This is a genomic window from Comamonas testosteroni, from assembly GCF_030505195.1.
GTDB lineage: Bacteria > Pseudomonadota > Gammaproteobacteria > Burkholderiales > Burkholderiaceae_C > Comamonas > Comamonas testosteroni_G.
In genome coordinates this window covers 5,033,953-5,046,607 of record NZ_CP129672.1, presented here as the reverse complement: position 1 = coordinate 5,046,607, position 12,655 = coordinate 5,033,953, and the positions used below count along the sequence as shown (strand labels likewise).

The 12,655-nt window shown below is 60.8% G+C and carries 12 protein-coding genes and 2 pseudogenes; 6 read left to right on the top strand and 8 right to left on the bottom strand.

Annotation, left to right across the window (positions count from 1 at the left end):
- From QYQ99_RS23195 to QYQ99_RS23175, 5 genes are read left to right on the top strand one after another with little or no spacing between them, the layout of a single operon-like run.
- Positions 1-543, top strand: coding sequence for a hypothetical protein (locus QYQ99_RS23195; protein ID WP_060710256.1), 543 nt, complete (start codon positions 1-3; stop codon positions 541-543).
- Entirely contained in the window at positions 540-2,870 is a 2,331-nt protein-coding gene (locus QYQ99_RS23190) for a secretin N-terminal domain-containing protein (RefSeq protein WP_302090201.1), read from the top strand. Before QYQ99_RS23195 ends, QYQ99_RS23190 begins: the two co-directional genes overlap by 4 nt.
- Positions 2,871-2,872: 2 nt before the next feature.
- Positions 2,873-3,388: a type II secretion system protein gene (locus tag QYQ99_RS23185; RefSeq protein ID WP_302090200.1), complete on the top strand. Its 516-nt coding sequence runs from the start codon at positions 2,873-2,875 to the stop codon at positions 3,386-3,388.
- 2 nt (positions 3,389-3,390) lie between these two features.
- Positions 3,391-3,783 (top strand): type II secretion system protein, encoded by a 393-nt coding sequence (locus QYQ99_RS23180; RefSeq protein ID WP_302090199.1) that lies wholly within the window; start codon positions 3,391-3,393, stop codon positions 3,781-3,783.
- Positions 3,743-4,297: a type II secretion system protein gene (locus tag QYQ99_RS23175; protein WP_302090198.1), complete on the top strand. Its 555-nt coding sequence runs from the start codon at positions 3,743-3,745 to the stop codon at positions 4,295-4,297. The genes QYQ99_RS23180 and QYQ99_RS23175 overlap by 41 nt, the downstream gene beginning before the upstream one ends.
- A gap of 85 nt (positions 4,298-4,382) precedes the next feature.
- On the opposite strand, the pseudogene QYQ99_RS28515 reads toward QYQ99_RS23175, so the two are convergent.
- Positions 4,383-4,755: pseudogene (locus QYQ99_RS28515) on the bottom strand (helix-turn-helix domain-containing protein); the annotation flags it as partial.
- Between the two features lie 40 nt (positions 4,756-4,795).
- On the opposite strand from QYQ99_RS28515, the pseudogene QYQ99_RS23165 reads away from it, so the two are divergent.
- Positions 4,796-5,933 (top strand): annotated as a pseudogene (locus QYQ99_RS23165) (IS30 family transposase).
- Between the two features lie 9 nt (positions 5,934-5,942).
- Here the strand turns inward: QYQ99_RS23165 and rng are convergent.
- The 7 genes from rng to QYQ99_RS23130 form a co-directional block, all read right to left on the bottom strand.
- Positions 5,943-7,430: a ribonuclease G gene (rng, locus tag QYQ99_RS23160; protein ID WP_302090196.1), complete on the bottom strand. Its 1,488-nt coding sequence runs from the start codon at positions 7,428-7,430 to the stop codon at positions 5,943-5,945.
- Between the two features lie 139 nt (positions 7,431-7,569).
- Positions 7,570-8,184: a Maf family protein gene (locus tag QYQ99_RS23155; RefSeq protein WP_302090195.1), complete on the bottom strand. Its 615-nt coding sequence runs from the start codon at positions 8,182-8,184 to the stop codon at positions 7,570-7,572.
- A gap of 110 nt (positions 8,185-8,294) precedes the next feature.
- Positions 8,295-8,762, bottom strand: coding sequence for a 23S rRNA (pseudouridine(1915)-N(3))-methyltransferase RlmH (gene rlmH / locus QYQ99_RS23150; protein ID WP_003075623.1), 468 nt, complete (start codon positions 8,760-8,762; stop codon positions 8,295-8,297).
- A complete protein-coding gene (gene rsfS / locus QYQ99_RS23145) occupies positions 8,763-9,440 on the bottom strand; it encodes a ribosome silencing factor (protein ID WP_302090194.1) in 678 nt (225 codons plus the stop codon).
- Between the two features lie 229 nt (positions 9,441-9,669).
- On the bottom strand, positions 9,670-10,623 hold the full coding sequence (gene hemF, locus QYQ99_RS23140; protein ID WP_302090193.1) for an oxygen-dependent coproporphyrinogen oxidase: 954 nt from the start codon (positions 10,621-10,623) through the stop codon (positions 9,670-9,672).
- Positions 10,623-11,915 (bottom strand): phosphoribosylamine--glycine ligase, encoded by a 1,293-nt coding sequence (gene purD / locus QYQ99_RS23135; RefSeq protein ID WP_302090192.1) that lies wholly within the window; start codon positions 11,913-11,915, stop codon positions 10,623-10,625. Before purD ends, hemF begins: the two co-directional genes overlap by 1 nt.
- The gene (locus tag QYQ99_RS23130; RefSeq protein WP_302090191.1) at positions 11,912-12,631 is read right to left on the bottom strand and encodes a YebC/PmpR family DNA-binding transcriptional regulator; all 720 of its coding nucleotides are present in this window, start codon (positions 12,629-12,631) and stop codon (positions 11,912-11,914) included. Before QYQ99_RS23130 ends, purD begins: the two co-directional genes overlap by 4 nt.
- Positions 12,632-12,655 lie beyond the last annotated feature (24 nt).

Below are 12,655 nucleotides of genomic sequence, written 5' to 3'. Positions count from 1 at the left end.
ATGATGATGAAGATCACTCCTCAACGCCGCTGGCTTATATGGATTCCCTTGCTTGGCGTCGCGGGCTACCTCGCCCTGCAGCCGCCTCCCGACGAGGCTCCTGCAGATGTGGTCAAGCCAGCGCAGCGCCGGGAGGTGGCGCCAGGCCCTGCCAAAGCGCAGAGCCCGACCATGGCCTTGCTGGCATTGCGTCCCCGCACTGACGTCCTGGCCCTGGCCCCCTCTCCTGAAAGCACTCCGGCGCCCGGCAGTGTGGACCTCTTCGGTTCGAAGTCCTGGACGCCCCCGCCTCCCCCACCTGTGGCCCCTCCCCCGCCCCCAGCGCCAACCGCACCCACCTTGCCCTTCACGGTGCTGGGAAAGAAGCTGCAGGACGCTCAGTGGGAGGTGTACCTGTCACAGGGCGACTTCACCTATACGGCCCGCGAAGGTGCAGTGGTGACCGCCAACTATCGCATCGAGAAGATCAGCCCTCCTCATATGACACTGATTTATGTACCGCTGAACGAGCGGCAAACGCTTCTGATCGGAGACGCCTTATGACCGATCGGCGCAGAGGGTGGATCGCCGCTCGGGTAATAGCGTGCGCGTGTGCGGTTTCCGGGTGTGCTGCTCCTACGCCTTACGAAGAAGGCCAGCAGCTGGCGAGGGAAGGAAACCGCCGCGCTGCGACCGAGAAGCTCGCAGAGGCCAGCCGCCAGGAGCCACATTCGGCGCGCTATCGCCTGGAGACGCACAACGCCCGAGATGCGGTTGAAAACGACGACCGGGAGGCGGCCAAGACTGCCCTGAAGAATGGGCAGCCAGAACAAGCACGCGCCGCCCTCGGCAGGGCGCTGGGGGTGCCACGCAGCGCAACGGAGGCCTCGGATCTGCTCTATGCGCTGGATGTCCAGGATAAGCACCGTGCTTTGGTGAACCAGGCCAGGCTGGCACTGGACAAGAAGGAATGGGACACGGCCCGGGCGTTGGTGCGGCAGGTGCAGCTCGAGTCGCCCAACCACCCAGAGGCCGCTGTCTTGGCACAGGAGATTGCCAAGCTGGAGGCGGGGTCGAGGGGTGGTCAGCGCCAGGCGCTCAGCCAGAGTTACCGCAAGCCTATTTCGATCGAGTTCAAGGACACACCGCTCAAGTCCGTGTTCGAGGTGATCTCCAGAACCTCGGGGATCAATTTCCTCTTCGATCGCGACGTCAAGCTGGACCAGAAGACATCGATATACCTGCGCAATTCCACCATCGAGGCTGCAGTCAAGCTGACGCTGCTCACCAACCAGCTGGAGCAGCAGGTCTTGGATGCCAACAGCGTGCTCATCTATCCGAGCACCCAGGCCAAGACGCGGGAGTATCAGCCACTGAAAGTGCGCATCTTCTACCTCTCCAATGCAGAGGTGAAAACGGTCGCTGCGACGCTCAAAACCATCCTGAAAACCAAGGACCTGGTGGCGGATGAGAAGCTCAACATGCTGGTCATGCGTGACACGGCAGAAGCCATTGAGCTGGCCGAGAAGCTGGTCGCTGCGCACGACGTTGCGGAACCGGAAGTGATGCTCGAAGTGGAGGTTCTTGAGGTAAACCGCATCCGGCTCATGGAGCTGGGTATTCGCTGGCCCGAGCAGCTCGGACTGACACCGCTGGGTTCAAACACGTCTGGCCTGACCCTTTCCGAGCTCTGGCGCGCCGCTGGCGACGACAGTCGAATCGGCGCCAGCATTGGCGCCACCACCATCAACGCCCGGAAAGTAGGCACCGACGGCGAGGTATTGGCCAATCCGCGCATCCGGGTCAGGAACCGCCAAAAGGCCAAGATCCTCATCGGCGACAAGGTGCCAAACATCACCAGCACCTCGACTGCGACGGGCTTTCTTGCCGAGTCGATCAATTACGTCGACGTTGGTTTGAAGCTTGATGTGGAGCCCGTGGTCTACGTGGACGGCGAGGTGGGGATGAGCATCTCGCTGGAGGTCAGTAACCTAGTGGAGCAGATCAAGACCCAGGCGGGCTCCATTGCCTATCGGATCGGGACACGTTCAGCCCAGACCGTTCTGCGCCTTAAGGATGGTGAGAACCAGATCCTCGCTGGGCTGATCAACAACGAGGAACGGACCTCCGCGAACAAGGTGCCAGGCTTGGGCGACCTCCCCGTGGCCGGCCGGTTGTTCGGCAGCCAGCTGGACAACGCGACCAAGACCGAGATCATTCTCTCGATCACCCCTCGGATCGTACGCAACATCCGCAAGCCGGCTGCCTCCATGCTGGAGTACGACTCCGGCACCGAAGCCTTTGTGGGCCAGTACGCGCCTGCCCCAGCGGCACTGCCGGGCTCCGCATCTACCCCCAAAAAGTCCGCCTCCGGTGTACCTATGCCAGCAACGCCATCGGCACCTGCCGCAGCCAGTCCATCGCCAGGTGTCACGGACACTACAGGGGCCTCGGCAGGCGAGAAAGTAGCGACCTCCGCCAGGGCACGCTGGCTTGGGCCATCCAAGGTCAAGAAGGGAGACATGGTTGCCGTTCAGCTCGCTATCGATTCACCGCAGCCGATTGCCAGCCTACCTGTCTCCGTCGCATTCGATCCGAAAGCGTTTCAGGTCATCTCCGTCACTGAAGGGGACTTCTTCAAGCGTACTGGCGGCAAGAGCAACTTCGCACAAAGGGTGGATTCATCCGGACAGGTGCTGATGACGGGCACCCTCACGGGAGACGGTGGCGTGGAGGGCGCCGGTGTGCTGGCGACATTCAACCTGCGCGCCCTCGCCTCCTCCCCCGCGCAATCCAGTCTGCGAATTACGGCAATTGCGCCGGTGGGCCTAAAGGGCAGCAGTGTGACGACATCGCCGCCGCCTGCACACGAGTTCTCGGTGGAGCCCTGAAGATGCCTCGCTGCTCTCGCCTCCCGGCACATGTCTTTGGCAAACGAAGGAGCCGGCGGGGATTCACGCTCATCGAGCTGCTAGTAACACTGGGCATCGTGGCCGTGCTCGCTGCTATGGTAGTGCCTATCGCACAGATCGCGAGCCAGCGGCAAAAGGAAGCCGAACTGCGCTGGGCCTTGCGGGAGATCCGCGGAGGGCTGGATGCCTACAAACGCGCGTCGGATGGCGGGCGCATCGATCGAAAGGCCGGTGCGACGGGCTATCCGCCCAACCTGGAAATACTCGCTGAAGGGGTTGCGGACAAGCGCAGTCTGAAACGTGAGAAGATTTACTTCCTACGGCGCATTCCCCGAGACCCCTTCCACACGGACTCGACAACATCGGCAAGCGAGACTTGGCAGCTTCGCTCCTACGCAAGCGAACCGGATGCACCAGAGCCTGGAGACGACGTCTATGACGTCTACACATCCTCTGTCGTCACAGGCCTCAACGGGGTACCCCTCCGGGAATGGTGACCATGGATCGCAAGCAAATGCAATACCACCTCGCCGGCTTCACCCTGATTGAGCTCATGGTAACGCTCGCCATCGTGGCCACCCTCACTCTGATGGTATACCCTCGATACAGCCTGCGCATCGACGACAGCAAAGAGGCCGTCCTGCGGGAGAACCTGCGCGTGGTGCGATCGGTGATCGACGACTTCAGGGGCGACAAAGGCCGATACCCAGAGAACCTTGACGAGCTGGTTACGCAGCGCTACCTACGCGCCCTGCCTGTGGATCCAATGACCGAATCGGATTCGACCTGGGTGATCGTGGAAGTGCCCGAAGGCGAAACAGGAGAGGTTTTCAGTGTGCGAAGCGGCGCGAGTGGAACTGCACGCAATGGGCAGGCGTATGCGGACTGGTGAACGCGGCTTCGGCTATGTCTTTCTGCTCGTTGTCGTGGCGGTGCTGGGCTATGTCAGCGCGTACAGTATCTCGCGAGGTGATGCCTACAGTCGTAGGCAAGCAGAGCAGGAGCTGCTCTTGATCGGGCGCGAATTTGAAGCTGCACTCTACAGCTACTCGGGAATGCAGGCACCAGCGGTGGGCGCTAATCTGCCGATTGGCGTTATCGGAGCCACAGGCCCAGAACAGCTGTCAGATCTGGTACGCGATCCACGGTCACCGGGCATCCGACGGCACCTCCGGAAGCTCTATCCAGATCCCATTACTGGAAAGACGGAATGGGGCCTCGTTCAAAACGAGGCCGGCCAAATCGTGGGCATTCACAGCCTTTCAGCAGCCGCGCCGCTGAAGACCAATGACTTTGATGCTGCGCATGCACATTTCGAGAATGCGCGGACCTATGAAGAGTGGATTTTTGGGCTTCCTTTTCGCGCACCGCAGTCTCCCGCTCCTATACAAAAAGCGGAGCAGTAAAGCCTTTCAACACATATACAAATTGAATTGTTTTTGCACAAAATTTAAGCTCAAAAGATCAAGTACACATTCTATGTGTCAGGTTGGGCCGCAGTGCTCGCTCCCAAGCCGCTTTGCCGGCATTCGCCGCACGTTAACCACGTCTTGCCCCCGTTGCGTTGGATTTCGCGACTGACGGTGGATACCGCCCTTTTAAAACGAGCGGCCACGCAGCGTATTGACTCACCTGCGGCCAACGCCCTGGAAGTTTCTTCAAGCTCGGCCAGCGTCAGTGCCCTGCGATACAGATGCTGGACCATTGGCGGGATACCCCCGTGGCACTCAGAATGGTATGAATGGAGGTGTGCAGTCGATCAAATAGCTTGTCGATCTCGTGCAAGGTATCGCCGGCTTTCCAGCCGTTCCCACATCAGCGACATCTGCGATTCTGTGAAATAAATCCGCGGTCTTTGCTTCATGTAAGCACTCCTTCCGCCAGAGGCGGTCATTGTGTTGCAAATGAAGCAGCGACCCAGAATCTACTATTCGGACAGCCAGAAGGCGCTGATGTGGGAGCGCTGGAAGCATGGCTGGACGTTGCATGAGATCGGCAAGTTCTTTTATCGCGCCCACTCTTCGATCCATCGAATCCTGGCCGAGACAGGTGGAATCCGTCCCGCCCAACAGCACGGGCCGCAACCGCATTGACGCTGGCCGAACGAGAAGAGATCTCGCGAGCCATCGCAGCGGGGGCATCGATTCGGGCCATCGCTGCACGACTGGGACGAGCACCATCGACAATCAGCCGGGAGATCAAGCGCAATGGTGGGCACTACAGCTATCGTGCGAACCAGGCAGATGCAGCTGCCTGGGACCGAGCGAGGCGTCCAAATGCTGCAAACTCGTTATGAACCGCGCATTGGTCCAAACCGTGGCCCACAAGTTACGGGTGCTGTGGTCGACGCAGTAGATTACTGGTTGGCTCAAGCAGACTTATCCTTGCGACGAGAGCCGCCACGTGTCACACGAAACCATCTACCGCAGTCTGTTCATTCAAGCGCATGGCGCCTTGAAGAAAGAACTGTTGGAACACCTCAGACGCACCTGCGGAATGCGCCGCTCACGGCACTACACGCAGAAGACGGCCATCCATGGTCAGATCGCCGATGCCGTCATCGATCCGTGAGCGCCCGGCGTGCGCTGAAGACCGAGCTGTGCCTGGGCATTGGGAAGGCGATCTGGTCTTTGGAAGTGGCAACAACCTTGGTCGAGCTTCAAACGCGGTACGTGATGCGATGGCAAAGACTCGCAGACAGTCGTCAACGCGCTCATTAAGCATGCTCGCAAACTGCCACAGGAACTCTACCAATCTCTGACCTGGGACCGGGGTACAGAGATGCATGCGCACAAGCAATTCACCCTGGCTACGGACATCCAAGTTTACTTCTGCGACCCGCAAAGCCCATGGCAGCGTGCGAGCAATGAGAACATGAATGGGTGGCTCAGGCAGTACATGCCCAAGGGCATGAACCTATCGGGGCTGTCCCACCATCAACTCGACGCGATAGCGAGACAATTAAACGAGAGGTCGCGCAAGACGCTCGGCTTCCGTACAGCCGCTGAGATGTCCAGCGCATGTGTTGCATTGACCGGTTGACTCCGCCACTCAAAGTAGAACAATGTCATATTGCTCCTGCGCCATCGCAGTCTCGGCCTGCAGGGAGATCGGCTTGCCGATGAAGTCGGAGAGGCTGGCCAGATGCTGGCTTTCCTCGTCGAGAAACATCTCCACCACCTTGGGGGACGCCACGATGCGGAACTCATGGGGATTGAACTGGCGCGCTTCGCGCAGGATTTCACGCAGAACCTCGTAGCAGATGCTGCGCGCGGTCTTGACGTTGCCCTTGCCGGAGCAGGCGGCACAGGGCTCGCACAGCATATGGGCCAGCGACTCGCGAGTACGCTTGCGCGTCATCTCCAGCAGGCCCAGCTGCGAGAAGCCGCCGGCCATGGTCTTGACGCGGTCACGTGCCAGCTGGCGGCGGAATTCGGAGAGCACCTCGCCCTGATGCTCCTCGCGCACCATGTCGATGAAGTCCACGATGACGATGCCACCCAGATTGCGCAGCCGCAACTGACGCGCAATGGCGTGCGCCGCTTCCAGGTTGGTCTTGAAGATGGTGTCGTCAAAATTGCGCGCGCCGACATAGCCCCCCGTGTTGACATCGATGGTGGTCAGGGCTTCGGTCTGATCGACGATCAGATAGCCGCCCGACTTCAGATCCACACGCCGCCCCAGCGCACGCGCGATTTCCTCGTCAATGTTGTAGAGGTCGAAAATCGGCCGCTCGCCCTTGTACAGCGCCAGCTTGGGCACTGCCGCCGGCATGTATTCCTGGCCAAAGCTCTTGAGCAGCGCAAACTGCTCGCGCGAATCGATGCGGATGCTCTGGGTGTTCTCGCCGACCAGATCCCGCAGCACACGCTGCAGCAGGTTCAGGTCCTGATGCAGCACCGACATCACGGGCAGCTTCTGCGCGGCATCCTTGATGCGCGCCCAGGTCTTGCGCAGATAGCGGATGTCATCGGCCAGCTCGGCATCGCTGGATTCCTCGCCATTGGTGCGCAGAATGAATCCGCCGCCCCCGCCGCCGTCCTTGGTGCCGACCAGCTCCTGCAGACGGGCCCGCAAGGCGTCGCGCTCGTTCTGGGGGATTTTCTGGGAGATGCCGATATGGTCGTCCTGCGGCAGAAACACCAGCAGGCGCCCTGCAATGCTGATCTGCGTGGACAGACGCGCGCCCTTGGTGCCTATGGGGTCCTTGATGACCTGCACCATGATGGACTGGCCTTCGAACACCTGCTTTTCGATGGGTGTCAGCGGCTGGTCCTTGCGCGCAAACATCGGAGCTTCGCCGCTTTCCTGGCGCTGCCAGACATCGGCCACGTGCAAAAAGGCCGCACGCTCCAGACCGATATCGATGAAGGCGGACTGCATGCCGGGCAGCACGCGCGAGACCTTGCCCAGATAGATGTTGCCGACGAGCCCCCGCTCCAGCGGGCGCTCCATGTGCAGCTCCTGCACGGCACCATTCTCGACAATCGCCACCCGCGTTTCCTGCGGCGACCAGTTGATCAGAATATCTTGCTGCATTGACTGTCGTTCTTTCTTGATATGTCTTGGCTTTTGCTGCGCCCAGTGTGCGACGCGCGCATGGCTGGCGCAAGACAGCTGCCATGCAGACCTTCCCTTGGGCAAGCCTCAAGAACAGAGTGTCGATTGCGCCAAAGATTCAGAGCGGCCAGCCCAGCTGGCGCAAAAGCTCGGCAGTTTCGTATACGGGCAGGCCCATGATGGCTGAATAGCTGCCGCAGATCTGCGCAATATGCGCGGCCGCCCTGCCCTGTATGCCATAGGCACCGGCCTTGCCCATGGGCTCGCCCGTGACCACATAGGCATCGATCTGTGCCTCGGTCATGGGCGCGAAGCGCACGGTGGATACCGACAGCGCCTGCAGACGCCGCCCGCCGCTTTGCAGCGCCACGGCGGTCAGCACCTCATGTTCGGCCCCGGAGAGCAGACGCAGGATGCGTCGCGCGTCTTCGGCATCGGCGGGCTTGCCCAGAATCTGCTTGCCCAGTGCCACGGTGGTGTCGGAGCACAGAATGGGCGCTGCCGGCAGACCGCGCCGCGCATGGCGAGCCACGGCCGCATCGAGCTTGCCGGCCGTCACGCGCTGCACATAGTCATGGGGATCTTCCCCGGCCAGCTCGACCTCTATGGCCTCGGCATCCTCGGCGATATCGCCGGCTGCATTGGGCAGCAGCAACTCATGCGCTACGCCCAACTGCTCCAGCAGCTGACGACGGCGGGGACTTTGGGATGCAAGATAGAGAAATGGCGCCATGATTTTGATTAAAAATGGCCTCTAGCGCCCATATATAAAGCGCAACAGGCTATCAAAATCATAGTATCACGCACTGCGCGAAATTGCACGCAGAGTCCGATCACAAGCGCTTATTCGCGGTGGTAGGGATGGCCGGCATTGACCGACCAGGCGCGGTAGAGCTGCTCGATCAGCAGCACGCGCACCATGGCATGCGGCAGGGTCAGGTCGGAGAGACGGATGCGCTCATGTGCCGAGGCCTTGAACTCGGGGTCCAGCCCGTCGGGTCCGCCGATGACCAGGGCCACATCATCGCTCTCTAGCTGCCAGCCCTTGAGACGCTGGGCCAGCGCCTTGGTGGTCAGATTGGTTCCGCGCTCGTCGAGGACCACGATGCGGGTGCCTCTGGGAATGGCGGCTTCGATACGCTTGCGCTCTGCCGCATACAAGGTCTCCAGCGTCTTGGAGCCGCGCGGCTCGGTCTTGACGGCCTTGAGTTCGACCTTGAGTTCGGGTGGAAAGCGCTTGGCGTAATCGTCGTAGGCCGTCTGCGCCCAATCGGGCACATGCAGGCCTACAGCCACGATGGTCAACTTCATTTAGGCCTTGGCGCGGGGAGCACGCTTGGCTGCGGGTTTGGCCGCAACCGGCTTGGCAGTACGGGGCGTGCTGGGCTTGACGATCACGGTCTTGACCGTCTTGGCAGCGGCGGACTTGGCAGCAGACTTCTTGGCTGCAGGCTTGGCACCGGCAGTCGTCTTGGTGGCAGGCTTCTTGGCCGCAGCCTTCTTGGCGGCAGGCTTTTTCGCGACCACGGTGTTTTCCGCAGCAGCCTTTTCCACGGCCAGCTTGGCAGCCAGCTTCTTGGCGGCCACTTCGGCGGGCTTGGGCTTGGCGGCACCGATCTTCATACGCACCGGTGTCTCGCCCCAGATTTCTTCCAGGCGGTAGTACTGGCGGATGGCCGGCTGCATGATGTGGCAGACCACCGAGCCGCAGTCCACGATGATCCATTCACCGTTTTGCTCACCTTCCTGGCGGGGCACGGGAAACCCTGCTTCCTTGACGGCTTCACGCACGCTGGAGGCAAGTGCCTTGGTCTGGCGGTTGGAAGTACCCGAGGCCACGATCACGCGCTCGAACAGCGGCGACAGTGCTTCGGTGTTGAACACCTGGATGTCGGGGGCCTTGACGTCTTCGAGGCCGTCAACAATGGCTCGCTGGAGTTTGGTGACGTCGCGCTTGGCTGCGGAATCCGATTTGGTGGAGGTGGTCATCAGGCGATGGAATCAGTAAATGATGGGATCAATATAGCGTGTGCTGCGCCACACCCGTATCAGGGCTGGGTTAGCGTCTGCGTTCAGGCCCCTAAGACCTGTGCTCTTCACGCATTGAAAAAGGTTGACGCGCCAGTCGATAGCGCGCATCCAGCTATGGAAATTATAGTTTTCAAAAAATTTCCTTGCTGACAGGGCTTTATGCGCTGCCGGCAAGGAAACAGACTGATTACAGCCAGTCGCGGCGAATCAGGAATTTATCCAGCAAATCACGCTCAGGGGTACCCGGTGCATCCTCGCGCTGATAGCTCCAGTCCGCATGGGGCGGCATGGACAGCAAAATGGATTCGGTACGGCCGCCGGACTGCAGGCCGAAATGCGTGCCGCGGTCCCAGACCAGATTGAACTCCACATAGCGCCCACGGCGGTATCGCTGAAAGTCCACCTGCTGCTGGGTGTAAGGCAAATTCTTGCGTCGCTCCACGATGGGCAGATAGGCCTTCAGAAAGGCATCGCCCACCGAGCGCAGCATGGCAAAGCTCTGCTGCTGACCCAATTCACTGAAATCATCGAAGAAGATACCGCCGATGCCGCGCTGCTCGTTGCGATGCTTGAGAAAGAAGTACTCGTCACACCATTGCTTGAAACGCGGGTACAGCGGCTCGCCAAATGGTGCCAGCGCATCGTGGCAGGCCTGATGGAAATGCACGGCATCTTCTTCAAAGCCATAGACTGGCGTCAAATCCATGCCGCCGCCAAACCAGCAGGTCTTGGACTGCCCCTCATGGCCGGCCGAGATCATGCGCACATTCATGTGCACCGTGGGTACCAGGGGATTGCGCGGGTGAAATACCAGCGACACGCCCATGGCCTCGAACGGCGCACCCGCCAGCTCGGGCCGGTGCTGTGTGGCCGAAGGCGGCAGCTGCGGCCCGCGCACATGCGAGAAACCGCAGCCTGCACGCTCGAACACGCGCCCGCCCTCCATGATCTTGGTGACGCCGTTGCCTTGCAGCTTTTCGCCCGGCTCCTTGTGCCAGGCGTCTGCCAGAAAACGCGCACCACCCTCGCCTTCGATCGCTTCCAGCGCCTCGGTGATACGGGTCTGCAGACCCATCAGGTACTCACGCACCTCGGCCGCAGGCAGCTGATCAGCCACAGAAGATGAGGATGCCTGGATCATCAGTCGGCTTTCTTGACGGCGCGGAAGCCGATGTCGCGGCGATACTGGGCTCCATCGAAATGGATGCCACGTGCCACGTCATACACCTTCTGCTGCGCCTGCTTGACACTGTCGGCCAGCACGGTCACACACAGCACGCGACCACCGCTGGTCACGGGCTGTCCGTCATCGCCCAGCTGGGTGCCGGCATGGAAGACCATGGCATCGTCGGCTGCGGCGGGCAGCCCTGTGATGGCATCGCCCTTGCGCGGGTTTTCGGGGTAGCCGGCGGCAGCCATGACCACGCCCAGTGCGGTACGACGGTCCCACTGCAGCTCCAGCTGATCCAGCTTGCCTTCGCAGGCTGCCACCATCACGTCCACCAGATCACTCTTCAGACGCATCATGATGGGCTGGGTTTCCGGATCGCCCATGCGGCAGTTAAACTCCAGCGTCTTGAGATGCCCGGCCTTGTCGATCATCAGACCTGCATACAGGAAGCCGGTGTAGGGCACGCCGTCTTTTTCCATGCCACGGATGGTGGGCAGGATGATCTCGCGCATGGCGCGGGCATGCACATCGGCCGTCACCACGGGCGCAGGCGAATAAGCGCCCATGCCGCCGGTATTGGGGCCCTGGTCGCCATCCTTGAGACGCTTGTGATCCTGGCTGGTCGCCAGCGCCAGCACGTTCTTGCCGTCGCACAGCACGATGAAGCTGGCTTCCTCGCCTTCGAGGAACTCCTCGATCACGACGCGTGCACCGCCTTCGTTGTGCTGGACACCGTACTTGTTGTCCACCAGCATGAAGTCCACGGCATCGTGGGCTTCATGCAGCGACATGGCCACCACCACCCCCTTGCCGGCAGCCAGGCCGTCGGCCTTGATGACGATGGGAGCGCCCAGGCGATCCACATAGGCGTGGGCCGCGACGGCGTCGGTGAAGGTTTCATATTGCGCCGTGGGGATGCTGTGGCGCGCCATGAAGTCCTTGGAGAAGGCCTTGGAGGACTCCAGCTGCGCTGCAGCCTTGGTCGGGCCAAAGACCTTGAGTCCGTGGGCACGGAACTCATCGACCACGCCGGACGCCAGCGGAGCCTCGGGCCCAACCACGGTCACGACAATTTTTTCGGCCTGGGCCCATTCGCGCAGAGCCTTCACATCGGTGATGTTGAGGTTCTCCAGCTTGCCGCCAGCCAGGGCAGTGCCACCGTTACCGGGAGCCACATAGACCTTGGTCGCCTTGGGCGATTCGGCCAACTTCCACGCCAGAGCGTGCTCACGGCCACCGCCGCCAATCACAAGAATTTTCATAGTTCTGCGTTGTGGTAGACGTCCTGAACGTCATCCAAGTCTTCAATCATGTCCAGCAGCTTCTGCATGCGAGCTGCATCATCGCCTTCGAGAGCGATTGTATTTTCGGGGCGCATGGTCACCTCGGCCATGTCGGCGGTAAAGCCGGCGGCCTGCAGTACATCACGCACGGCTTCAAAGTCGCCGGGGGCCGTCAGCACCTCGATGCCACCTTCGTCATCGGTGATCACATCGTCGGCGCCAGCCTCCAGAGCGATCTCCATGACTTTTTCTTCGTCTGTGCCGGGGGCGAACATGATCTGACCCACGTGCTTGAACTGGAAGGCCACCGAGCCTTCGGTGCCCATATTGCCACCGTACTTGCTGAATGCATGGCGAACATCGGCCACCGTACGTACACGATTGTCCGTCATTGTGTCCACAATGATGGCCGCGCCGCCGATGCCATAGCCTTCGTAACGGATTTCCTCATAGGTCACGCCGTCGAGGTTGCCCGTGGCCTTGTCGATATTGCGCTTGATATTGTCGGCCGGCATATTGGCGGCCTTGGCCTTGTCCACTGCCAGACGCAGACGTGGATTGGCACTCAGATCGCCGCCGCCTTGGCGGGCGGCAACCATGATTTCACGAATGATGCGCGTCCAGATGCGGCCACGTTTTTCATCCTGGCGACCCTTGCGGTGCTGAATGTTGGCCCATTTGCTGTGTCCTGCCACAGGGAATCCTTTGATATTTGATTT

Excerpts from the sequence above, each read along its gene's own strand:
- QYQ99_RS23195 (WP_060710256.1), top strand. The coding sequence starts at position 1 with ATGATGATGAAGATCACTCCTCAACGCCGCTGGCTTATATGGATTCCC.
- QYQ99_RS23190 (WP_302090201.1), top strand. The coding sequence starts at position 540 with ATGACCGATCGGCGCAGAGGGTGGATCGCCGCTCGGGTAATAGCGTGC.
- QYQ99_RS23185 (WP_302090200.1), top strand. The coding sequence starts at position 2,873 with ATGCCTCGCTGCTCTCGCCTCCCGGCACATGTCTTTGGCAAACGAAGG.
- QYQ99_RS23180 (WP_302090199.1), top strand. The coding sequence starts at position 3,391 with ATGGATCGCAAGCAAATGCAATACCACCTCGCCGGCTTCACCCTGATT.
- rng (WP_302090196.1), bottom strand. The coding sequence starts at position 7,430 with ATGCAGCAAGATATTCTGATCAACTGGTCGCCGCAGGAAACGCGGGTG.
- QYQ99_RS23155 (WP_302090195.1), bottom strand. The coding sequence starts at position 8,184 with ATGGCGCCATTTCTCTATCTTGCATCCCAAAGTCCCCGCCGTCGTCAG.
- rlmH (WP_003075623.1), bottom strand. The coding sequence starts at position 8,762 with ATGAAGTTGACCATCGTGGCTGTAGGCCTGCATGTGCCCGATTGGGCG.
- rsfS (WP_302090194.1), bottom strand. The coding sequence starts at position 9,440 with ATGACCACCTCCACCAAATCGGATTCCGCAGCCAAGCGCGACGTCACC.
- hemF (WP_302090193.1), bottom strand. The coding sequence starts at position 10,623 with ATGATCCAGGCATCCTCATCTTCTGTGGCTGATCAGCTGCCTGCGGCC.
- purD (WP_302090192.1), bottom strand. The coding sequence starts at position 11,915 with ATGAAAATTCTTGTGATTGGCGGCGGTGGCCGTGAGCACGCTCTGGCG.